This is a genomic window from Enterococcus sp. LJL99, assembly GCF_054871725.1.
Genome location: NZ_JBTXLT010000001.1, coordinates 1 through 23,263 on the forward strand (window position 1 = coordinate 1; position 23,263 = coordinate 23,263).

Genomic DNA, 23,263 nt, shown 5'->3' on the forward strand with positions numbered 1-23,263 from the left:
AATTTTCTGGTATTCTTATCCATAGGGAACAACCTTTCTGATAATTTGTGGTTTTGGTCGATTTCATTTTATCAGTTTGTTGTTCCTTTTTTGTGTTTGAACACTCAAAAAAGTGTTGATGGGTTTTTCTTTAGGAATATCCACCAACACAAATTATTATAGAGCCATAAATAATAGTAATACAAAAATAGGCACGAATTTACAAAGATAAAAAATCTACTTTTATCTTTGTAAATTCGTGCCTATTATCTTTTAAGATTATTTCTACTTTCACAATTTTAAAAGATAGTTCAAAGAAAGTTTTTTTCAACTCTGTAATTAAGTATATCGTCACTTTTACTATGAAAAAAGAGTCGGAATAACAATTGGAATATTTATTAAAAAATGCAATAAAATCGTTGACCATAAGTTTCTACGCCACACATATAAAACATAAAGCAAACTACTTCCAAAGGCATGATAGATAAGCCACTCATAACCAAAAACTTGAATATGAGGGATAATAAAAATGACAAAACTAATACTAGCACCTAGCCATATATATCCCGTTAATTCATAGATTCTTTCCATTAGGAAACCTCGCCAAATCACTTCTTCACAAAAAGCTGTGGTTATAACCAAAAGAAGGACTAGCGGAAGTGTTAGGCTTGTTATGGTTGATATCCCCTCATTTAATTCAGATTGTGGAAAGAAAAAATTCAATACTACGTACCAAACATTTGACATTCCCCAGAAATAGAAAGCCCATTTCAAATCATCACCAGTAGGCTTTTTTAATCCAATTGATGCCACAGTTCTTTTCTCAACTCGAAAAATATAAAAAAATAGTAGCGCTACAATAAACCAATTCCAGATTATATTACCAATCATTCCGTTAATGAGTGGGGGTACATTAATAATCGTTAGAAAATCATTAAAAAAAGACAAAACTAAAATTACTAACACACCTAAAAATGACTTAATTTTCTCCTTACGTTTTTTCGCCATAAAAATCCCCTTTCACATTACATTTATATAATTTATCTTAACATATTTAACGCTTAATAAAAAAATGTGACAAAAGAAAAAGTGAAAATCATTTTTCTCCTAAACTTATTCATTGTTTTTAATTGAATAGTACCTTCCATTATTTTTCTAACTAAATACTAAAAATTCTGAATCATCTATAAAGTAAAATAGTAACAAATTCAAAACAAAAGACCGAGCTTGGCTAGCTCGGTCTTCCTTTGTGTGACAAAACATGCTATTAGATATGAATTGGCAAACCTAAAGCCAATTCAGAAGCATCCATCGTAATTTCTCCTAGAGAAGGATGTGGGTGGATTGTTAAAGCAATATCTTCGGCATTCATACCAGATTCAATCGCAAGTGCTAATTCTGAAATCATATCACTTGCACCAACTCCAGCAATTTGAGCGCCAATAATTACGTTATCTTCTTTAGTTGTTACTAGACGAACAAAGCCTTCTGTTTTACCTAAAGAAATCGCACGTCCATTTCCAGCGAATGGGAATTTATATCCTGTTGCTTCTAATCCAGCTTCTTTTGCTTCTGCAACAGTCATTCCTACACTAGCTAATTCTGGATCAGTAAAAGCAACTGCAGGCATTGCCTTATAATCGACTTCTACTTTTTTACCAGAAATTGCTTCTGCAGCAATTTTCGCTTCGTAGCTTGCTTTATGAGCCAAAGCAGCACCAGGAACGATATCACCGATAGCGAAAATATTCGATACGTTGGTTCTACCTTGTTTATCCACTGGTACTAAGCCACGTTCCCCAACTTCTACACCTGCTTGTTCTAAGCCAAGATCATCAGTATTTGGACGACGACCAACTGTTACCATTACATAATCAGCAGTCACAGATTCTTCTTTCCCATCCACTTCATACTTAACTGTAATGCTGTTCCCATTGTCGATGGCTTCTTTTGCCATTGCTTTTGTCACAACAGTTACATTTTTCTTCGCAAAGTCATCTGTAACTAATTTAACCATATCTTTTTCATATGTTGGTAAAATTGAAGGTGAACCTTCTAAAATGGTTACTTCTGAGCCAAGATTCGCATACGCTCCACCAAGTTCAGCACCGATGACACCGCCACCGATAATAACAAATTTTTTCGGTACTTCTTTCAAGTTTAAACCACCAGTAGAATCTAAGACACGTCCACCAAATTTAAACCCTGGGATTTCAATTGGTCGAGAACCAGTTGCTACGATTGCATTATTGAATGAGTATGTTTGAGCAGAATCTGGATGAATTACACGCAACGTGTTTTCATCAACAAAAAATGCTTCTCCTTCTATAATTTCAACTTTGTGTTTTTTAAGCAGCATTCCTACGCCGCCAGTCAACGTTTTAACAACTTTATTGTCTTTCCAATCTTGGGTTTTACTAAAATCTAATTCTACTTCTTTCGTTGTCACACCAAACATTGTTGAATCTAAAGCTTCTTGATAGTGATGTCCTGCAGCGATTAATGCTTTCGAAGGAATACAACCAACGTTTAAACAAACACCGCCGATAAATTCACGTTCAATGATGGCAACTTTTTGACCCATTTCCGCAGCACGAATCGCTGCAACATAGCCACCAGGGCCTGAACCAATAACTACTGTATCTAATTCAATGGCGAAATCTCCTACTACCATTTGATAATCATCCTTCCATTAATAATAATTCTGGATCAGCTAATAAACGTTTGATGTTGTTCATTGCTTTTTGAGCAGTCGCGCCATCAACAATACGATGATCAAAGCTTAATGAAAGCTTCATAACGCGGCCTACAACGATTTCACCATCTTCGTTTACAACTGGTTGTTGAGCAATTGTCCCTACACCTAAAATCGCAACTTCAGGGTAATTGATAACTGGTGTAAACCAGCCGCCACCAACTGAACCAATATTACTAATTGTAATTGAGCCATCACGCATATCTTGAGCACTCAATTTTCCTTCTACTGCAAGCGCTGCTTTTTCATTGATTTCATCCGCAATCGCAAACATGCTCTTCGTATTCGCATTTTTAACATTTGGTACATATAAACCATGATCTGTATCAGTTGCAATACCAATGTTATAGTAATTTTTATAAACAATTTCTTGTGCTGCATCATCAATAGACGCATTCAAGATTGGGAATTTTTGAACAGTTGTCGTTAATGCTTTAACAACATATGGTAAGAAAGTCAATTTTGTTCCATTAGCTGCCGCAACATCTTTAAATTTCTTACGGTGATCCCATAATTTAGAAACTTCAACTTCATCATGCAATGTAACATGTGGTGCAGTATGTTTACTATTAACCATTGCTTTAGCAATTGCTTTACGTGTTGGTGTCATTTTTTCACGTGTTTCAGCTTCACCTAAGTCAGAGATAAATGGTTTAGCTGGTGCTTTAGGAGCTGCTGGTTCATTTGTTTGAGTTGAAGCTGCTACTTCACTTACTTGTTCTGTTGCTGTTGAAGTTGCTACTTGACCTCCACCAGAAATAAATGTTTCAATATCAGCTTTTGTTACACGACCGCCTTTTCCAGATGGTGTTACTTGTGTAATATCAACATCTTTTTCACGAGCAAATTGACGAACAGAAGGCATAGCTAATACTCGTTTATTTGGATCAGCCGCTACCACTACTCCTGTTGACGCTTGTGGTGCTGGAGCAGCTTGTTCTGTTTGAGCTGGTGTACTTTCTGGAGCTGAAGCAGCTGAATCATTATGACCCGGTGCATCAATTTCAATTAGCACATCACCTACATTAGCAACTGTCCCTTCTGGAACCACAATATTTTTTACAGTTCCTGTTACTGGTGATGGAATTTCTTCTACTGATTTATCGTTTTGAACTTCCAATAATGTATCATCTTCGTTGATTGTATCGCCAGCTTTAACAAACCATTTTACGATTTCACCTTCTGCAATACCTTCACCGATATCTGGTAATTTAAATTGGAATACACCGCCATCAGAAGCAGCTGGTGTTGCTGCAGGTTGTGCTGGTGTTGCTGCAGGTTGTGCTGGTGTTTGCTCTTGTGCAGCTACACCTGAGTCACCTTCATTTCCTTCATGTCCTGGTGCATCGATTTCAATCAACACATCACCTACATTAGCAACTGTTCCTTCTGGAACCACAATGCTTTTCACAGTTCCTGTTACTGGTGATGGAATTTCTTCTACTGATTTATCATTTTGAACTTCTAATAATGTATCGTCTTCATTAATTGTATCGCCAGGCTTAACAAACCATTTTACGATTTCACCTTCTGCAATACCTTCACCAATATCTGGTAATTTAAATTGATAGGCCATTTTTTAGTCTTCCCTTCCCATAAATAATATCTTTGTTTCATTTGATAGTTACTATTTCAGTAATCGATTTTCAGATAAATACCTAATGTTAATTGAACGAATAGTTGAAGAAATCAGCTAAAGTTGAACTTCAAACTTTTCTTAATAAAGAGGTTGGTACAAAAGTGGTTAGCTCTGAGAAATAAGAAGGAATTTCCGAAAATTGTTCTTCAAATTTTTGGTGAATTTCGGCTTATTTCCGAAAGAGCTACTTTTGCACCACCGTTTGTTCGATTTTGAGAGATAAAACAAAAGTAGTCTTTACTTTTGTCTCACCCACGATTTCTTTATCTATTCTCTCTTTTTTATCTAATCCATACTCACTAAATAGTTCTATATTTAAAATCCTGCGATTTCTCTAGCTTTTGCTTCGATATCCTTAGCATTTGGCAACCAAATGTTTTCTGCTTGACCAAATGGGAAGATAGTATCTGGCGCAGATACACGACCAATTGGTGCTTCTAATGATAAAACAGCACGTTCAGAAATTTCTGAAACAACCATGGCTCCTACACCTGCTTGTTTTTGCGCTTCTTGGACTACAACTACGCGTCCTGTTTTTTCTACCGATTTAATGATTGTTTCTACATCTAAAGGAGCAACTGTACGCAAGTCAATAATTTCTGCTGAAATATTATCTTTCGCTAAATTGTCTGCTGCTTTGATTGCTTCACGAACCATTGCACCATAAGTAATGATTGAAATATCCGTTCCTTCACGAGTAACAGCTGCTTTATCTAACGGTACTTCATAAGACTCATCTGGCACTTCCTCACGGAATGAACGATATAATTTCATATGTTCTAAAAAGACTACTGGATCATTACTTCTAATAGATGAAATCAATAATCCTTTTGCATCATAAGGATTTGAAGGAATTACGACACGAATACCTGGTGATTGCGCAATTAATCCTTCTAAATTATCTGAGTGAAGTTCTGGTGTATGAACCCCACCACCAAATGGCGCACGAACAGTAATCGGCATATTGCGTGTTCCACCCATACGGTAACGAGTACGAGCCATTTGACCAACGATTTCGTCAAACACTTCAAAGACGAAGCCAAAGAATTGAATTTCAGGAACTGGACGATATCCTTCTAATGCTAACCCAAAAGCTAAACCGCCAATTCCAGATTCTGCTAAAGGAGTATCGAAGACGCGATCTTCGCCATATTTTTCTTGTAAACCTTCTGTCGCACGGAACACACCACCGTTTTTACCAACATCTTCACCGAAGACTAAGACATTTTCATCTTGCCCTAATTCAAGAGCTAAGGCATCTGTAATTGCTTGGATCATTGTTTTTTGTGCCATCTTATTTCGACTCCTTTGCTTCATAGAATGCAATTTGTTCTTTGATATTTTGTGGTTGTACTTCAAACATATTCTTTAAGAAATCAGAAACTTTTTGCTTAGGCGCTTTATCCGCTGCAGCAATTGCTACTTTAATTTCTTCTTTTGTTTTTTCGATAACTTCATTTTCTTTTTCTTCAGACCATAAACCTTTATCTTCTAGGTATTTACGGAAACGAATCAATGGATCTTTTAATGTCCATTCGTCATCCATGTCTTTAGAACGGTAACGAGTTGGATCATCACCAGATAATGTATGTGGACCATAACGGTAAGTCAATGTCTCGATTAAAACAGGACCATTTCCTGCCGCAGACCATTCACGAGCTTCTTTAGCAATAGCATAAACTGCCAATGGATCCATTCCATCTACTTGAATTCCAGGAATTCCAGCTGCAACTGCTTTTTGTGCTAACGTTTTAGCCGCTGTTTGTTTTTCACGTGGAGTTGAAATCGCAAAACCATTATTTTGAATGATAAATACACCGTTTGCTTTATAGGCTCCAGCAAAGTTGATTGCTTCATAGAAATCACCTTGTGAAGAACCACCATCACCTGTATAAGTGAAGACAACGTTCTTTTTACCACGTTTTTTCATTCCTAAAGCAACACCTGCTGCTTGAATGAACTGAGCACCAATTATGATTTGAGGTGGTAATGCATTAAGTTCTGGTGCATAATAATTCCCTGCTACATGTCCACGAGACCATAAAAATGCTTCAGCTAACGGTAAACCATGTTGAACTAATTGAGGTACATCACGGTAACCAGGTAATAAGTAATCTTCTTTATCCATCGCAAATTGACTTGCTAATTGACTTGCTTCTTGTCCTGCTGTTGGAGCGAAAAAGCCAAGGCGTCCTTGACGATTTAATGCTGTTGAACGTTGATCCAAAACACGTGACCAAACCATACGAGTCATCAAATCAACTAATTCTTCATCTGATAAATCTGGTACAGCATCTTTGTTTACAATTTTTCCATCTTGATCCAAAACTTGGAATGTTGGAAAATCAGCGTCGATTTTTTCCATAAGTGCGTTAAAATCAATAGGTTTTTTCTTCTTTGCCATTTTGTCACACAATCCTCTCTATTACTCTTCTTTAAATTTCAACTAAAAATAAAACAGCAACTGAAACTGTATTACTTTTTATTGACTACACTAACAAATTATCATTTCTCACGTAAAAGAGCAAGTAAAAAGTTTTAAATTTATATTTTTTCTCATAAACTTGGAAAACCTACTAAAACAAAGATTCGTGATTAAAATCACAAATAAGAAAACGTTTTATTTTCCAAATAAGAAAAGGATTTCAAAAGAACTACCAGCTGTTATACTACGTAATAAGCAATTTCTATTACAGATAATTTAATTTTGACATAAAAAAAGAAAGGTCTTTAGGATAGAAAACACGAAGAATTCCACCTTAAAGATCTTTCTATAATTTTAACTACTTTTTACTTAAATCCATTCTTTAGTTATACGGATATACAGACGTTTAGCAACTTCTACCGTAATCAAATACAAGACGATGATCAAAATAAACCAGGGCCAATAATTAGCAGGAAGTTTCACAAAGTCGAAATATCCGCGGATTGGTGTCAAGACAATAATCAAGCCCATAATCACAGCTCCAGCACTTGAAAGTAAAACTTGAGGAGAAGCTATACTTTGAATAAATGGTATTTTTCGTGTTCGAACCATTTGAACAACTAAAGTTTGACTAACTAAACCGACAACAAACCAACCTGTTTGGAAAAGTGCTTGTGAGCCTACTGTATTCGCATGAAATACAAACCACATGACTAGATAGGTCATGATATCAAAAATACTACTAACAGGACCGATGCAAACAGTAAACTTCGTTAAACCACTGGTTTCCCAATGAACAGGTTTGATTAAATCCTCTTCATCAACATTATCCCAAGGAATAGCTAATTGAGCAATATCGTAAATCAAATTTTGAATCAACAATTGAATCGAAAGCATTGGTAAGAAAGGTAAAAAGGCACTTGCCACTAAAATTGAAAAAACATTCCCAAAATTTGAACTGATTGTAATTTTAATATATTTCATCATATTACTAAATACTTTACGTCCTTCGATTACACCAGCTTCCAACACATTCAAACTTTTCTCTAACAAAATAATTGAGCTAGCATCTTTGGTGATATCGGCTGCTGTATCAACAGAGATTCCAACATCAGCTTTTCTAAGCGCTGGTGCGTCATTAATTCCATCTCCCATAAACCCAACAGTATGTCCGTTTTTCTGTAAAGTTTCGATAATACGAGATTTTTGCATCGGATTTAATTTAGCAAATAGATTTGTTTGCTCTACTTCTTTCGCCATTTGTTCATCTGTCATCTGTTCAATTTGTGAGCCTAATAACACATTATCGACTTCGATTCCAACATCTGCACAAACTTTTTTCGCCACGATATCATTATCACCTGTCAAAACTTTTACATTAACACCATGTTCGTGCAACGATTTAATCGCTGTAATTGCAGACTCTTTTGCGGGATCTAAGAAGCCCATAAAACCGATTAAAGTCATTTCTTGTTCATCAGCAATTGAATAAATTGCATCACTATGAACATCTTTTTTGACAGCTACAGCCAAAGCACGCATTCCTTGTTGATTCATTTTCACGTTAACTTCACGCATTTTTTGTTGGAGTTCTGGGGTTAACGGAACAATTTCGCCATTAATTTCCGCATGGGTACAGACTGCTTCCATTTCTTCTACGGCACCTTTTGTAATCATAAATTGATGTCCATCTGCATTTACCACGACAGTTAATCGTCTACGAGAAAAATCAAAAGGAATTTCATCTAATTTGGTTACTTGTTTAAACGGACTTTTTGTTTTACTTTCTTCATAAAAATTAATCACAGCAATATCCATCAGGTTTTTCCAACCAGTTTGATAGTGAGAATTTAAGAACGCCATATCTAAAACTTGATCATTCACTTCGCCTAACGGATTTAAATGTTGAACTAGTACAACTCGATCTTCTGTAATAGTTCCTGTTTTATCTGTACATAATACGTCCATACTTCCTAGATTTTGAATTGAGGGTAGCTCTTTAACGATTACTTTATGTTTTGATAAAGATAACGCTCCCTTAGCTAAGTTACTAGTCACAATCATAGGTAACATTTCAGGTGTTAAACCAACCGCTACAGCGATTGCAAAGAAGAATGCATCTGCCCAGTCCCCTTTTGTCAAGCCATTAATCAAGAATACAACTGGAAATAAGATCATTACCATCCGCAATAAAAGCTTACTTACCCTTGTCAAGCCAATATCAAAAGAGGTTTTCCCACGTTGTGTTGTCGCATTTTTAGCAATATCTCCAAAGAAAGTATTTTGACCTGTTTTTAAAATAATTGCTTTTCCTTGACCACTTAAAACATCTGTCCCCATAAAAACTAAATCTTGCATATCGATAGCAGAGACATTTTTTTGATCACGATCCACACCAGCATCTACAAATTTTTCTACCGGCATTGATTCACCTGTCAAAGAAGATTGATTAATAAATAAATCTTTCGTCCAAACTAAAACGGCATCCGCTGGAATCATATCTCCTGTCGCAAGAGTTACGATATCCCCTGGAACAATTTCATCCATTGGGATTTCTTTTGTGATTCCCTCTCTCGTTACAGCAGAAGTATTTTCAATTAATTCTTTTAAACTTAAACTCGCTTTTTGAGAACGATATTCTTGAATAAAGGCAATAATAACACTAGCCAAAATCATTACACTCATTACAACAGCGGCTTCATAATCTTTTGTCGCAGCAGAAACTACCATTAACAATGCCAACACATAGACAAAGGGATCTTTAAAGGCTTCTAAAAACATAATAATTGCAGGAGTTGGTTTTTGGGCGGAAACCTCATTGGGGCCATATTCCTCTAATCGTTGCGCGGCATCTTCTTCAGATAACCCTTTTTCTGATGTCCGCAATTCCATCATCAATTCTCTTTCTGATAATAAAGCGAGTTTTTTTAATTCTTGATCTTTGGAAGCTTTTTTCATTTCGACTGTTCGTTTATTCATCATACTTAATTTCCTCCTACTATCATCCGCTCATGATTTTTCTAATAAAATTGCTCCATTCACCACTAACCACTCTCCAAATTATAGCTGATACTATCAAAGTTCCAGCAAGCTAATTCATGACTCAGTCAGTCTTTATTTGACAAAAAATAACATTTGGATACTGCATTCCAAACAATGGTTCGCAAAAAAATAGCCCGTGACAAAACTAATATGCAGTTTTGTTTCGGGTCCTAAATCCGAGCTTAGTGTCTTAATGTATGCGTGCATTTTTTCATGAAATTTAGCTGTTTCGTTTTCTAACACCAGTCATAATTACAACGCAAACCAATTCTTATTGCGTCAATTGTCTAACGTGTCTTAATCATAGTTCAATTATTTCAAATTGTCAAAAGATACTTGTCTTTATCCATGTTATTTTATAGCGAAACAGAGTTGAAAACGATAGCAAGACATATTCCACAAATTTTCAAGATGGTTTCTCGTTAGTGGGTTTTAAATCATTTAGTAGCTATTGTTCAAAATCCCTAAATTTCGCTTAAACAATTTCTATCTGCAGAATATTCCATATACTGATAAACCTTTTTGATTTTAGCTACTTTAATTTGCTGAATTTCTCCTTCTGACAATCGAGTGACAATTTTTTGTTCTTGTAATTCTTCCATCATTGCAACTAATTGATAATATTCTTCTAATACTTGTTGTTCATTATTTTGGGCAATCTTTTCAGGATGATGGTCATCAAAACCAAATCGTAAAGATTTTGATAATGCCTGCTGTAATTCAGCACATTCTTCCATTGTAACGAGTGCAAGATATTCTTTTTTATTCATTTTTCATTTCTCCTTCTATTAATAGTAAAACAACTAATTTCAAATAACGATCTTTTAATCCAGTCTTAGTTTATCTAACGTACAAACTAATTTTCTTTCCTTGATTCACCTCAAGATTCTTCTATCCATTTCAAGATAACTAATCTGATTTTTCTTTTTCTTGTAATAAACGATCCATTTTCTTATTTAATTGCACTAGCTGTTGTCTTAACTCTTCGATTTCTAAATTGTTTTTGGTTTCTTCGGTGCTAGTATTTTTATCTTTTACATAATTGGTGATAGCTGAGGTCATAAACCCAATAAATCCAATTCCAAAAATCATCGTAACTGTTGCAATCAGTTTTCCGTAAACAGTTGTCGGGATAATTCCCCCATAACCAACCGTAGTGACTGTCACAATACTCCACCAAAGACTTTCACCATAGCTTTTATTTTCGGCGATACTAAATAGACCACTTCCAATAAAAACAATCATCGCACTAATATATACAGCATAAATAAAGCCATTTTTATACAAAATACTTTCTTTATTCTTTGCCAATTTTCCAAACAATCCAATAACTTTAAATAGACGATTTACACGAGTGAATGAACCAATTTTTAGCCAACCTAACGGAATAATCGCAATCAAATCAAAAATATTACTGGTAAAAAATTTCTTTTTATCCTTAGCATAAATAAAGCGTACAGTATAATCGATAATAAAAATGGACCACAAGAATATATCCAGCCAAATATACGGCACATGATCGATATTGATTAGTTTACTTAAATCAAGCAAAAATAAAGCAATCCAAGCCATAGTTAAAATCAAATTGATATGATTATACCACTGGGCAAATTTTTCTTTTTTCATTGTCTTCTATCCATTCTAAAAAATAGTTTTAATTCACTTTTGAATTAAAAAACACTAAACTTAAACGAATCCCGCAATTTTATTTAAAATGAAAAAGCAGTCATTTTTCTCGATTCTTAAAACTGAACATTGCCATTTTGTATTCTTTTTTTCAGCAACGACTGTTCCTAAATTATAACTTTTTTTTCTTCAACATGACAAATAAAAATAGCCTTAAAAGAACTTCGGTTAAAAAAACTTAAAAAAATCCCTAGACAAAACTGGTAACCTGTTTCATCTAGGGTTTCTTCTTTATCAATTAAGCATTTTCTTTTACAGCATCGGTCATATCTTCAATATATTTATAGACTTCTTGCCCAGCAATCCCGCCTTCACCAACAGCCGTTGTGATTTGACGTAATGTTTTTTCACGAACATCCCCAATCGCATAGATACCAGGAATTGATGTTTTCATCTCTTGATCGGTAATGATCCAACCTTCATCATTCGTAATGCCACTTGATTTAAATGGTTCTGTTAGTGGATCTAGTCCAACATAGATAAAGACACCATCTGCTTCAATTTCACTGATTTCGTTTGTTTTAACATTTCTTAATTGTCCACCAGTTACAACCATCTCATTGCCTGTAATCTCTTCTAGAACTGTATCCCAGATAAATGAAATTTTCTCATTAGCAAAGGCACGATCTTGAATGATTTTTTGTGCTCGTAATTCATCACGACGATGAACAATCACAACTTCAGAAGCAAACTGAGTCAAATAAATCGCTTCTTCCACAGCCGAATCACCGCCACCGATTACCATTAAGCGTTTATTACGGAAAAAGGCACCATCACACACCGCACAATAAGACACGCCGCGCCCTGCAAATTCTTCTTCCCCTTTTACACCTAATTTTCGATGTTCACAACCAGTAGCAATAATCACTGTTTTCGCTTGATAGGTTTGATCTTCACAAATCACTTCTTTATATGCGCCTTGATCTTTGATATCCATTACGATACCATACGCATTTTTAGTGCCAAATTTTTCTACATTTTCATACATTTTAAACGCTAATTCCGGTCCCATGATAGAATCAAAACCAGGATAATTTTCGACTTCCGCTGTATTATTCATTTGACCGCCCGGTGCTCCTCGTTCGATCATTAAAACAGATAAATTTGAGCGTGATGCGTATAACGCTGCTGTCATTCCAGCAGGTCCTGCACCAATAATAATCACATCATACATATTAATTTCCTCCGAATTTTTACAAGTACATTTACTTTACCTCTTAAGCTTTTATTTGTCTATCTTTCTGCCCAAATTTTAACTAGTTTTCAATTGAGTGGAACGATTTTCTTAAAAAATCACTCAGTAATTACTAACTAAACTTCACTGCTTTGTAATTTATACATATCTGCATACAAACCCTTTTTAGCAATCAAAGTTTCATGATTTCCACTTTCAACAATCGTCCCTTTATCCAACACTAAAATCAGATTAGCATCACGAATTGTTGATAAACGGTGAGCGATTGCAATCGTCGTTCTTCCTTGACGCATCTTAGCTAAAGCTTCTTGAATCAACCCTTCTGTTTCAGTATCGATATTAGCCGTTGCTTCATCCAAAATTAAAATCTTTGGATCGGTTACCATCGTTCGAGCAAATGAAATCAATTGACGTTGACCACTTGAATAACTAGCGCCACGTTCGATTACCTTCGCATGATATTTTTTCGGCAAAGTTTCAATAAATTTGTCTGCTTGTACAAATTTAGCTGCCGCTTCGATTTGCTCATCAGTAATGTCAGGATTTAGCATACGGATATTTCCTGCTATATCACCGTAAAACATAAAAGAATCTTGTAAAACGAGACCCATTTTTTTACGTAGTTCATTTACCGAATAGTCCCGAATATCGCGATCATCAATTAAAACTTGCCCTTCATAAAATTCATAAAAACGCATTAACACATTGATAATCGAACTTTTTCCACTACCTGTATGACCAATCAATGCGACAGTTTCGCCAGGATTCGCAATAAAACTAATATCATTCAAGACGTTTGTTTTACCATCATAAGAGAAACTTACATGACGAAATTCAATTTTACCAATTGTTATTTCAGCATGTGCATCCTTATTTTGTTGTGGCGTATATTCTTCATGATCCATAATTTTTAAAATGCGACTTCCCGCAACCATTCCATCGGTAAAAACACTTAGGAAATCCATCATTTGAGTCATCGGATTAAAGAAAGCTTGAACATACGTCACAAAGGCATAAATCATTCCTGCTTCAACAGGAGATTTAAGTGCATCAAATCCAAATAAAGTCAAAACTAAACCGATTGCTACAGTATATAAAAGATTGATGATTGGTCCTAATAAGAGCGAGTTGGTTTTAATCATTGAAAAACGAGTTTGTAAATAATCTTCATTGGTCGCTTCAAACTCTTTTTCTAATCTTTTTTGTTGACGAAATTGTTGAACAATTGACATTCCCGATATATATTCATTTAATTTTGTATTTAATTGACTTAGTTTTTCGCGCATACTTCGATAGATACGAGAACTAAATTTTTGATAATACCAGATGATTACTAATAAAATCGGTAAGAATAGCGCAATAACGATAGCTATTTTTACATTTATTTGAATCATGGCTACTAAGGAAGAAACAACAGCAAAAATACCTGTTAAAACCATTAAAAAGACATACCAAAATTCAAATAACGTCTCTGTATCATTCGTCACTCGGGATACAATAGACCCTGCTGGCGTTTGATCGAAATAACGCATCCCCAACGTTTGTAATTTTTCAAATAATTTTATCCGAATGTATTGATAGGTTTTCAATGAAGCACTTGAATACAAATACCATTGAAAGAACCAAACAATACTTTTCACAATCACACCAAATAAATACAACCCTGCAAATAAAAGAATAATTTGATTCGTCGCTGTTTTTGGCGTTAAATAATTATCCATAAAATTTTCGATGATTTTTGGTAATAGTACATTGATAATCGATAGGACAAATGCTAGAAAAATTGCTGAAAAGAATGTTTTTCTAAAAGGTTTAGCAAATTTAAATAAGCGTTTGATAATCGTTACTTGCTCTCTTACTGGAACCGATTTTGTCCACTCAGATTGATATTCTTCCATTAGTCCTCACCTCCTTCTATTTTGGCTTCTAATTGTTGTTTATCCCACATACGTTTGTACCAGCCATTGATTTGCAGCAATTCACTGTGCGTTCCTCGTTCAATGATATGTCCTTCATCTAATACTAAAATTTCTTTGGCATGCATCACGCTACTTAATCGATGTGCTGAAATAATTGTTGTTTTTTCCTTACGATCTCGTTTAAGATTGGTTAAAATTGCCTCTTCTGTTTTTGCATCGACAGCTGATAATGCATCATCTAGGATTAACAATTCAGGATCTACAATCAATGCACGAGCGATAGAAATCCGTTGCTTTTGTCCACCCGATAAAGATACTCCTCGTTCACCAACCATTGTGTCATAACCATTCGGAAATGCTTTGATTTCTTGATTGATAAAGGCCATCTCAGCCGCTTCTTCAACTTTAGCTTCAGTAAATGCAGGATTTGCAAAACGAATATTATCGCGTACAGTCATGGAAAAAAGAAAATGATCTTGTGGAACATAACCGATTGATTGCATAACTGCATCTAGAGAGTAATCTTTGATTGAATGATTTCCAAAAATAATTTTTCCAGTATAATGATCATATTCTCGCATAATCAATTTTAATAGTGTTGTTTTTCCTGAACCTGTTTTCCCAACAATTCCTAGTGTTTCTCCTTCATCAATAGTAAAATCGATTGAACCTAGAACTGCTTGTTTTTCCTTTGGATAAGTAAATTCTTTGATATCCATTACGATTTTACCTTTCGCAGGAGTTTGAATCGCATTTTTCTTCTCAATGATATGTGTTTTTTCATGCAATAATTCATTTACACGATCATAGCTAGCGTTCCCACGCTCCAATACATTGAACAAACGTCCAATCGCAAACATCGGCCAAACTAACATCCCGATATAGCTAATAAAAGAAATCAATTGTCCCATCGTAATTGTATCCGTCATTACAAAACGCCCACCGATAATAATCGTTAATACGTAAGAGATTCCAATAATGATGGTAATAAATGGATCAAATAATGCATCTAGAAAATTGACCCGACGATTTTTTTTAACCGCATCCGCAATTTTTCCCGAAAAATCTTGAATATCTTCTTGCTCTTGCCCAAAGGTTTTAATGACTTTTATCCCTGTGATACTTTCTTGCGTTTTATCATTAATCGTTGAAAATGCAGCCTGTGAATCACGGAAAGCATCGTGTAACTTAGAGCCTAAAACTCTTGAAGTTACCGCCAAAAGCGGCAATGGGATTAACGCAATTAGCGTCAAACGTAAATCAACAAATAAAATCATGGCAATAATCGTCGCTCCACCAGTTATCAAAGAATCCGCAAAGGTCAATATCCCTGCACCTGCGACATTTTGAATTGCATTCAAATCATTCGTAGCATGTGCCATTAAATCACCTGTTCGATATTTTTGATAAAAAACGGCATCCATTGTTGTAAAGTGATGGAATAATTTCTTTCTTAAATCTTTTTCCAATTTCGCTGCGCTTCCCCAGATATGTTTTCGCCAAATATAACGAAAAATATATTGTGCAAGCGCAGCAGCTAAAAGTAACTCAACCCAATACAAAATAGCCTTTATTTTGATATTTTTCGCGGCTATTTCATCTACAACAATCCCAATTACTTTAGGCGGTATTAACTGAACAATCGCAACAATAATTAAAGAAATAATACCAATCAGATAACTCTTTTTCTCTTTTTTAAAAAACCAGCCTAATTTTTTAAAGATGGACATAAAATCCCTCCTCTATCCTTTTCAATTTTTGGTTGTTTTGTTACTGCTCTATTGCTCTGTCTACTTTCAATCAAGAAAAATAGACACAAAAAAACAGGCTAAAAAATCAGCCCGTTCGTTTTAAGAATTCAGATTTACAAATTAAAACCTTACTTATCGCCTTGGTTTTTCATTTGTTGCATCATTTGACGTATCTTCTTCTCAGAAGGTTTTTGTCCCATTGACATCATCATCATTCGTAACATATCCTCATTAACGGGAGGATTCTTTTTAAAATAATCTTGCATATATTTGCGCGCAAGGAAAAATCCTCCTACTGCACCTAACAATAAAGCAATAATGGCAATTAAAATTACGACACCTGTTGACATAAAAATCTCTCCTTTCTATATGAGAAAAGCTAAATCAAAGACTAATCAGTTTTTGATAAAGCGACTATATTTGTTTTTTTATTCATTCAATCATGGTAAATTCCAGTGAATTACTCTCAAGAAATCATTTTACTAGAAAGCAAGCGAAAAGAAAAGGTATTTTATCATTTTCTTCGTAAGAAATTAAAAAAACACCTTTATATTCGTTTTTTTTTATTATTGTGCTTCGATTTTTTCTAATAATGCTGGATCAAATGTTTTGCTCTTAAGCATAGCGATTTCGTAGCCGTAAGGTGCTTTACTTGTTTTTTTATCTGGACCAACATACGGCGTTTCCAAAATTTTAGGCAATTCCATCAGCTTCTCATGATGAACTACACCATTTAAAGCATCAAAACCAATCGTACCAAAACCAATATTGGCATGACGATCTTTATGAGAACCCATTGGATTTTTGGAATCATTGACATGAACCACTTTCAATCGATCCAAGCCAACTATTTTATCAAATTCAGTTAAGACACCATCAAAATCTTCTTTAACATTATATCCTGCATCATTGATATGGCAAGTATCCATAGTTACAGAGAGTTTATCATTCAATGTAACTCCATCAATAATAGTGGCTAATTCTTCAAAGGTGCGTCCTAATTCAGTTCCTTTTCCAGCCATTGTTTCTAACGCGATTTGCGGAATTTGTTCCTTCCAAAGTACTTCATTTAATCCTTTAATGATTTGCTGTAACCCTGCATCGACACCAGCACCAACATGAGCCCCTGGATGTAAGGTAATCTGAGTTGCGCCTAACGCTTGCGCACGTTCAATTTCCTGACGCAAAAAATCAGTCGCAAAACCAAAATTCTCTGGTTTAATCGTATTTCCTAAATTAATAATATAAGGTGCATGAACAACGATATTACTTAACCCATTTTCTGCCATAAACGCTTGCCCTGATTCGATATTCATCTCTTCGATTGGCTTTCTACGGGTATTTTGAGGTGCACCAGTATAAATCATAAACGTTGAAGCTTGATAGCCTGCCGCTTCTTCTGCAGCTCCTAATAGCATTTTCTTACCGCTCATACTTACATGAGAACCAATTAACATATTATATTCTTCCTCCTAGATACAAAACTTTCTCTTATAAAACCATACTTGAAAAAAAAGAAATAAACAATCTATTTGCTTTATTCCTTACAAACGAATAAAAAATCATAGTAGGAACATTTCAATAAACAAAAGATACATCATAAAAGACTTAAAAAATTCAGTGCTTTTTTTATTTTTTAAAAGAAAAATGATTGTTTTTATTGATTATTTGAAACTCCACAGAATCAATCACCACTTTTGCAATTTCATTTGAACGGTGATACCCTTATTTCATAAATGGTGCATCTTAAAAAAAACACTAACGGTCTGCCTAGTCTTGGGGAAGTCAGCAACCGTTGGTGTTTTTATTGTTTTTAGAATTTTAATAAGAAATATTTCTTCTTGCCTCTACGAATTACAGTAAACTGACCCTCAATTTTATGTTCATCGGATAATTCAATCGCTGTATCCTCTAAACGTTCACCATTGACATAAATCGCACCATTTTGAATATCTTCACGTGCTTGACGTTTTGACGCTTCGATTCCTGAAGCAACCAGAATGTTAACAATATTTAAAGAATCTTCTGCCGTAACAGTGTAAGAAGGAACTGTTTTAAATCCTTGAATGATTTCTGCTGAACTTAATCCTTTTATATTTCCGCTAAACAATGCTTCTGAAATTCGAACTGCTTGATCATAAGCTTCTGCTCCGTGAACTAAACTTGTCACTTCTTTAGCTAAAGCTTTTTGTGCCAAACGTTTTTCTGGTGCTTCATTAAATTCCTGTTCGATTTTAGCAATTTCTTCTACTGAAAGAAACGTAAAATATTTCAAAAATTTAATGGCATCACGATCATCCGTATTAATCCAGAATTGGTAAAATTCATAAGGTGATGTTTTTTCAGCATCTAACCATACAGCATTTCCTTCAGTTTTCCCGAATTTAGTCCCATCAGCTTTTGTGATTAATGGCATCGTCAACCCGAATCCTTGAACTTCTTGTTCACGACGAAGTAATTCAATCCCTGAAGTAATATTCCCCCACTGATCACTACCACCTAATTGTAATAAACAGCCTTGCGTTTCGTATAATTTTAAAAAGTCGTAGGCTTGTAATAATTGGTAAGCAAATTCTGTATAAGAAATCCCTGTTTCAATTCTACGTTTTACACTCTCTTTACTCATCATATAATTAATTGTGAAATTTTTACCGACATCACGTAAAAAGTCGATTAAAGAAATTTCCCCTAACCAATCATAGTTGTTCGCAAGAATTGCTGGATTTGTTTGATCTTCAAAATCAATGAAGCGAGACAATTGATTTTTAATACTTAATGACCACTCTTTAACTGTATCCAATGTATTTAAGCTACGTTCTGCGTCTTTGAACGAAGGGTCACCAATCATACCTGTTCCCCCACCAACTAGTGCAATCGGCACATGTCCATTTAATTGGAAACGACGTAACATTAATATTGGCAGTAAGTGTCCAATGTGTAAACTATCAGCTGTTGGGTCAAATCCTATATATAATTTGACAGACTCTTCATTTAATTGTTTAGTCAAAGCAGCTTCATCTGTTACTTGATGAATTAAGCCACGTTCTTTCAGCTCGTTAAAAAAGTCTGAACTCATTTTTATTCCTCCCAAACCTTATCATTCATAATTTTTATTATCATATTTTATCTTACCTGATTCTGCGGGTAAATAAAAGGGAATAAAAAATATATCCCGTATTTTTTTAACTTTTTTTGATAAAACACTGAGAAATAGCTGAACACCTGTTCATTCGTCTATTTTTTTGCTATAATATCACGGAATGTATCATTTGTATCGAGGTGAAGCTTTTGGATAATCAGGATAATCCTAACAAAACAAAACAACATTCCCACAAAAGTCTATTAAAACGAAGTAAAGTTTCTTTAATATTAAACGTAACTGTACGTGTATTTCAGTCGCTTTTTATCTTTGGTGTCGTCGTGATTCTTTTAGGCGGGGCTTTAGGTATGGGTATCGGAGTAGGTTATTTCGCCTTTCTAGTAGGCGATACGCAACCACCAACAAAAGAAGAGCTACAAAAAGAAATCAGTGATATCACTGAAGTCTCTCATATGACGTATGCGGACGGTACACCAATCGCTACAATAAAGTCAGATCTCATTCGGACCCGTGTGAATAGCGATCATATTTCCCCGCTCTTAAAAACGGCGATTATTTCTACTGAGGATGAATATTTTGAAGAACACAATGGAGTCGTTCCTAAAGCAGTAATTCGAGCATTGATTTCAGATGCAACAGGTATTGGTGGTACTTCTGGTGGTTCAACCTTAACCCAACAATTAGTTAAGCAACAAATCTTAACCGATGAAACGACTTTTAAACGAAAAGCCAATGAAATATTATTAGCTTTTCGAATCGAAAAGTATTTTTCCAAGGATGAGATTGTTACAACTTATTTAAATGTTTCCCCCTTTGGACGTAACAATAAAGGAGAAAATATCGCTGGAGTCGAAGAAGCAGCGAAAGGACTATTTGGAAAATCAGCCAATGATTTGACGTTACCACAAGCCGCTTTTATTGCTGGTTTGCCTCAAAGTCCAATTTACTACTCACCTTATACAAATACAGGTGAACTAAAAGAAGATATTTCAGCTGGAATGAAACGAAAAGACTTTGTACTATTCAGTATGTATCGAGCAAAAGCAATTACTAAAGAAGAGTATGAAGCAGCTAAAAGCTATGACTTAAAACAAGACTTTTTACCACAAGAAGAAGCCAATACAAATACAGAAGGTTTCTTGTACTATACCCTGCTTGATGAAGCAGTAGCGATTATTGCAGATAAAAATATTGAAAAAGCAGGCATCAAAAAAAATGATTTAGATGAATTAGGAATCGAGCAATATCAAGAACAAGCGAAAAAAGAAATCCAAAATCGTGGCTATACAATCCATTCAACGATTGACCAAAACGTCTATAATACGATGCAAGATGCTGTAGCAAATTATGGCTATTTGTTAGATGATGGTTATAGCACAGATTCCGTTGAAACCGGAAATGTCTTAATGGACAATAAGACAGGAAGAGTGATTGGTTTTGTAGCTGGACGTGACTATAATCAAAGTCAAAATAATCATATTCATTTACCTAGACAAATCGGTTCATCCATTAAACCATTATCTGTTTATGGACCAGCTATCGATCAAGGATTTATTGGTTCAGAAAGCCGTTTAGCGAATTATCCAACTACCTTCAAATCTGATGGGCAACCGTTGGTAAATGCGACAAATCCAGGTACAAATACATTTGATACTGTTCGTACTTCTCTTGAGTGGTCATATAATATTCCTGTATTTAATTTAAATAATGCAATGAAAGTAGAAATGGGTGATGATAATTACTCGTATAATAACTATTTGAGTAAAATGAATTACCCGGCATCTGATGAATGGACCTATGAATCTGCACCAATGGGATCCGTTGGAGTTGATGTATTAACACAAACCAATGCATTTCAAACTTTAGCCAATGGTGGACAATACAATGAAGCGTATATGATTGATAAGATTACTGACTCCAATGGTGCGGTCATCTATGAACATAAAGCAGCACCTGTGCAAGTTTATTCAAATGCGACAGCTTCTATAATGAATGATTTAATGCGTTCTGTTATCACATCAAAAATAACGACACAGTTTGGTCCCACAGTAGCAGGGCTCAACCCTGAGCTAGGAACAGCTGACTGGGTTGGGAAAACAGGTACAACTAATGATTTTAGAGATTCTTGGTTAATTGTTTCAACGCCAACAGTCACATTAAGTTCTTGGACAGGATATGATCAATCATTTGCAATGAGCGAAAATAGTGGTGATCGAAATGCAAATTATATGGCAAATCTAGCAAATGCTATTTATTACGCCCAACCTGAACTATTCGGAATTGGACAAAAATTTACTTTAGCTGATGACGTCATCAAATCTCAAGTTTCTAGTTTTACTGGCGAAAAACCAGGTAGTTTTAATTATAATGGTGGTGTATATAAAGTTTCTGGTGATAATACAGTCTCCTTATATGCTAAAAATGGCGCACCACAAAGTCAGTATAAATTTGGTATTGGCGGTACAGATGCAAATTATAGCTCTTATTGGGGCAAATATGCAGGGCAAAAGAGTTCTACTCCATCTTCTTCTGGATCTGGATCAAATTCTGGCTCTAGCTCTGGATCGAACTCAGGTTCTAATTCTGGGTCAAACTCTGGATCAGGTTCTGGATCAAATGATAAAAAAGATGAGAATAAAGAAGAAGAAAAAGAACCAACTCAAGAAATCCAACAGAATAGATCCAATTAAAATCAATGATAGAAAAATAGGGATTGTAGAAATAGCCGTGATGACTATTTCTACAATCCCTTAAATTTATAGTAAAAATTATTTGGTCGAGCCTTTTTCTTCAACTCCATGCGGTAAAATAATTGATTTATCTTCCACATCTTCTTTATTCATCATTTTAGTTAACAAACGCATAGCTACGGCACCGATATCATATAGTGGTTGAGTCACACTAGATAAACGTGGACGAGCTACCTCTGTCAGTAATGAATTATTACTAGTAATTAGTTCAAACTCTTCTGGTACTTTAACGCCTGCATCAAGCATACCATCTAATAAACCAATTGCTAATTCATCGTCTGTAACATACGCCGCTGTTGCACCACTATTTCTGATTCGTTCGGCTAAATTGATGCCATCTTTAAATTTATACTCTGATTCAAAAATCAAGCCTTCGTTATATGATAATCCATTATCAGCTAATGCTTCTTTATATCCTTTAATACGATTTTGTCCGTTAATAGGATCAATCAAAGCCCCACTAACAAAAGCAATTTTTTGATTGCCATTTTTAGCTAATAGATCTGTTGCATGTTTAGTTGCTTCAGTATAATCGATATTTACGCTCCCAACTTGATCATCAGGATCAATTGAACCAGCTAATACAACTGGTGTTTTAGAACGAGAAAACTCACCACGAATTTCATCTGTGATATGGTGACCCATAAAGATGATTCCATCCACTTGTTTTGCTAAAAGGTTATTTAATACGTTTACTTCTTTTTGATCGTTTCCATCAGAGTTGGCTAGGATAATGTTATATTTATACATCGTTGCCACATCATCAATACCACGTGCTAAGGAAGCAAAAAAGATGTTACTCACATCTGGAATAATTACACCGACTGTTGTTGTTTTCTTACTTGCTAAACCTCTAGCGACAGCATTAGGACGATAATCTAAACGATCAATTACTTCTAAAACTTTTTTTCTTGTTGCAGGTTTCACATTTGGGTTCCCATTGACAACTCGAGAGACTGTGGCCATTGACACATTCGCTTCACGAGCAACATCATAAATGGTGATTGTTTGTTTTTCCATCA

16 protein-coding genes are annotated in these 23,263 nt (G+C 35.0%); 1 reads left to right on the top strand and 15 read right to left on the bottom strand.

The window, feature by feature from the left end:
* Positions 1 to 339: 339 nt before the first annotated feature.
* From ACYSNW_RS00005 to tyrS, 14 genes are all read right to left on the bottom strand, one after another.
* Positions 340 to 987 carry a CPBP family intramembrane glutamic endopeptidase gene (locus ACYSNW_RS00005; RefSeq protein WP_461742165.1) on the bottom strand — a complete coding sequence of 216 codons (648 nt, stop codon included), beginning with the start codon at positions 985 to 987 and terminating at the stop codon, positions 340 to 342.
* Positions 988 to 1,246: 259 nt separating this feature from the next.
* Positions 1,247 to 2,653 carry a dihydrolipoyl dehydrogenase gene (gene lpdA, locus ACYSNW_RS00010; protein WP_461742166.1) on the bottom strand — a complete coding sequence of 469 codons (1,407 nt, stop codon included), beginning with the start codon at positions 2,651 to 2,653 and terminating at the stop codon, positions 1,247 to 1,249.
* A 7-nt stretch (positions 2,654 to 2,660) separates the two neighbouring features.
* Positions 2,661 to 4,310, bottom strand: coding sequence for a dihydrolipoyllysine-residue acetyltransferase (locus tag ACYSNW_RS00015; RefSeq protein ID WP_461742167.1), 1,650 nt, complete (start codon positions 4,308 to 4,310; stop codon positions 2,661 to 2,663).
* Positions 4,311 to 4,688: 378 nt separating this feature from the next.
* Positions 4,689 to 5,666 (bottom strand): alpha-ketoacid dehydrogenase subunit beta, encoded by a 978-nt coding sequence (locus ACYSNW_RS00020; RefSeq protein WP_461742168.1) that lies wholly within the window; start codon positions 5,664 to 5,666, stop codon positions 4,689 to 4,691.
* Position 5,667: 1 nt separating this feature from the next.
* Entirely contained in the window at positions 5,668 to 6,777 is a 1,110-nt protein-coding gene (gene pdhA, locus ACYSNW_RS00025; protein ID WP_461742169.1) for a pyruvate dehydrogenase (acetyl-transferring) E1 component subunit alpha, read from the bottom strand.
* Positions 6,778 to 7,167: 390 nt separating this feature from the next.
* Positions 7,168 to 9,780: a magnesium-translocating P-type ATPase gene (gene mgtA, locus ACYSNW_RS00030; protein ID WP_461742171.1), complete on the bottom strand. Its 2,613-nt coding sequence runs from the start codon at positions 9,778 to 9,780 to the stop codon at positions 7,168 to 7,170.
* Between the two features lie 524 nt (positions 9,781 to 10,304).
* Positions 10,305 to 10,610, bottom strand: a complete 306-nt coding sequence (locus ACYSNW_RS00035) for a nucleoside triphosphate pyrophosphohydrolase family protein (protein WP_461742172.1) — start codon at positions 10,608 to 10,610, stop codon at positions 10,305 to 10,307.
* Positions 10,611 to 10,749: 139 nt separating this feature from the next.
* Positions 10,750 to 11,466 (bottom strand): potassium channel family protein, encoded by a 717-nt coding sequence (locus ACYSNW_RS00040; RefSeq protein WP_461742173.1) that lies wholly within the window; start codon positions 11,464 to 11,466, stop codon positions 10,750 to 10,752.
* Between the two features lie 298 nt (positions 11,467 to 11,764).
* Positions 11,765 to 12,706, bottom strand: coding sequence for a thioredoxin-disulfide reductase (trxB, locus tag ACYSNW_RS00045; protein ID WP_461742980.1), 942 nt, complete (start codon positions 12,704 to 12,706; stop codon positions 11,765 to 11,767).
* A 131-nt stretch (positions 12,707 to 12,837) separates the two neighbouring features.
* Positions 12,838 to 14,619: an ABC transporter ATP-binding protein gene (locus tag ACYSNW_RS00050; protein ID WP_461742175.1), complete on the bottom strand. Its 1,782-nt coding sequence runs from the start codon at positions 14,617 to 14,619 to the stop codon at positions 12,838 to 12,840.
* The gene (locus tag ACYSNW_RS00055) at positions 14,619 to 16,370 is read right to left on the bottom strand and encodes an ABC transporter ATP-binding protein (protein WP_461742176.1); all 1,752 of its coding nucleotides are present in this window, start codon (positions 16,368 to 16,370) and stop codon (positions 14,619 to 14,621) included. Before ACYSNW_RS00055 ends, ACYSNW_RS00050 begins: the two co-directional genes overlap by 1 nt.
* A 149-nt stretch (positions 16,371 to 16,519) precedes the next feature.
* Positions 16,520 to 16,741, bottom strand: a complete 222-nt coding sequence (locus ACYSNW_RS00060) for a YneF family protein (RefSeq protein WP_461742178.1) — start codon at positions 16,739 to 16,741, stop codon at positions 16,520 to 16,522.
* 216 nt (positions 16,742 to 16,957) lie between these two features.
* Positions 16,958 to 17,848, bottom strand: a complete 891-nt coding sequence (locus ACYSNW_RS00065) for a deoxyribonuclease IV (RefSeq protein WP_461742180.1) — start codon at positions 17,846 to 17,848, stop codon at positions 16,958 to 16,960.
* A 356-nt stretch (positions 17,849 to 18,204) separates the two neighbouring features.
* The gene (tyrS, locus tag ACYSNW_RS00070; RefSeq protein WP_461742181.1) at positions 18,205 to 19,467 is read right to left on the bottom strand and encodes a tyrosine--tRNA ligase; all 1,263 of its coding nucleotides are present in this window, start codon (positions 19,465 to 19,467) and stop codon (positions 18,205 to 18,207) included.
* Between the two features lie 212 nt (positions 19,468 to 19,679).
* On the opposite strand from tyrS, the gene ACYSNW_RS00075 reads away from it, so the two are divergent.
* Positions 19,680 to 22,181, top strand: a complete 2,502-nt coding sequence (locus ACYSNW_RS00075; RefSeq protein WP_461742182.1) for a transglycosylase domain-containing protein — start codon at positions 19,680 to 19,682, stop codon at positions 22,179 to 22,181.
* Positions 22,182 to 22,259: 78 nt separating this feature from the next.
* On the opposite strand, the gene ccpA is transcribed toward ACYSNW_RS00075, so the two are convergent.
* Positions 22,260 to 23,261 carry a catabolite control protein A gene (ccpA, locus tag ACYSNW_RS00080; protein ID WP_461742184.1) on the bottom strand — a complete coding sequence of 334 codons (1,002 nt, stop codon included), beginning with the start codon at positions 23,259 to 23,261 and terminating at the stop codon, positions 22,260 to 22,262.
* Positions 23,262 to 23,263: the final 2 nt, after the last annotated feature.

Bases quoted from the DNA above. Each gene is read 5' to 3' on its own strand.
- pdhA (WP_461742169.1), bottom strand. From the start codon at position 6,777: ATGGCAAAGAAGAAAAAACCTATTGATTTTAACGCACTTATGGAAAAA.
- ACYSNW_RS00055 (WP_461742176.1), bottom strand. From the start codon at position 16,370: ATGTCCATCTTTAAAAAATTAGGCTGGTTTTTTAAAAAAGAGAAAAAG.
- lpdA (WP_461742166.1), bottom strand. From the start codon at position 2,653: ATGGTAGTAGGAGATTTCGCCATTGAATTAGATACAGTAGTTATTGGT.
- ACYSNW_RS00060 (WP_461742178.1), bottom strand. From the start codon at position 16,741: ATGTCAACAGGTGTCGTAATTTTAATTGCCATTATTGCTTTATTGTTA.
- tyrS (WP_461742181.1), bottom strand. From the start codon at position 19,467: ATGAGTTCAGACTTTTTTAACGAGCTGAAAGAACGTGGCTTAATTCAT.
- ACYSNW_RS00065 (WP_461742180.1), bottom strand. From the start codon at position 17,848: ATGTTAATTGGTTCTCATGTAAGTATGAGCGGTAAGAAAATGCTATTA.
- ccpA (WP_461742184.1), bottom strand. From the start codon at position 23,261: ATGGAAAAACAAACAATCACCATTTATGATGTTGCTCGTGAAGCGAAT.
- ACYSNW_RS00005 (WP_461742165.1), bottom strand. From the start codon at position 987: ATGGCGAAAAAACGTAAGGAGAAAATTAAGTCATTTTTAGGTGTGTTA.
- mgtA (WP_461742171.1), bottom strand. From the start codon at position 9,780: ATGATGAATAAACGAACAGTCGAAATGAAAAAAGCTTCCAAAGATCAA.
- ACYSNW_RS00040 (WP_461742173.1), bottom strand. From the start codon at position 11,466: ATGAAAAAAGAAAAATTTGCCCAGTGGTATAATCATATCAATTTGATT.
- ACYSNW_RS00020 (WP_461742168.1), bottom strand. From the start codon at position 5,666: ATGGCACAAAAAACAATGATCCAAGCAATTACAGATGCCTTAGCTCTT.
- ACYSNW_RS00035 (WP_461742172.1), bottom strand. From the start codon at position 10,610: ATGAATAAAAAAGAATATCTTGCACTCGTTACAATGGAAGAATGTGCT.
- ACYSNW_RS00015 (WP_461742167.1), bottom strand. From the start codon at position 4,310: ATGGCCTATCAATTTAAATTACCAGATATTGGTGAAGGTATTGCAGAA.
- ACYSNW_RS00050 (WP_461742175.1), bottom strand. From the start codon at position 14,619: ATGGAAGAATATCAATCTGAGTGGACAAAATCGGTTCCAGTAAGAGAG.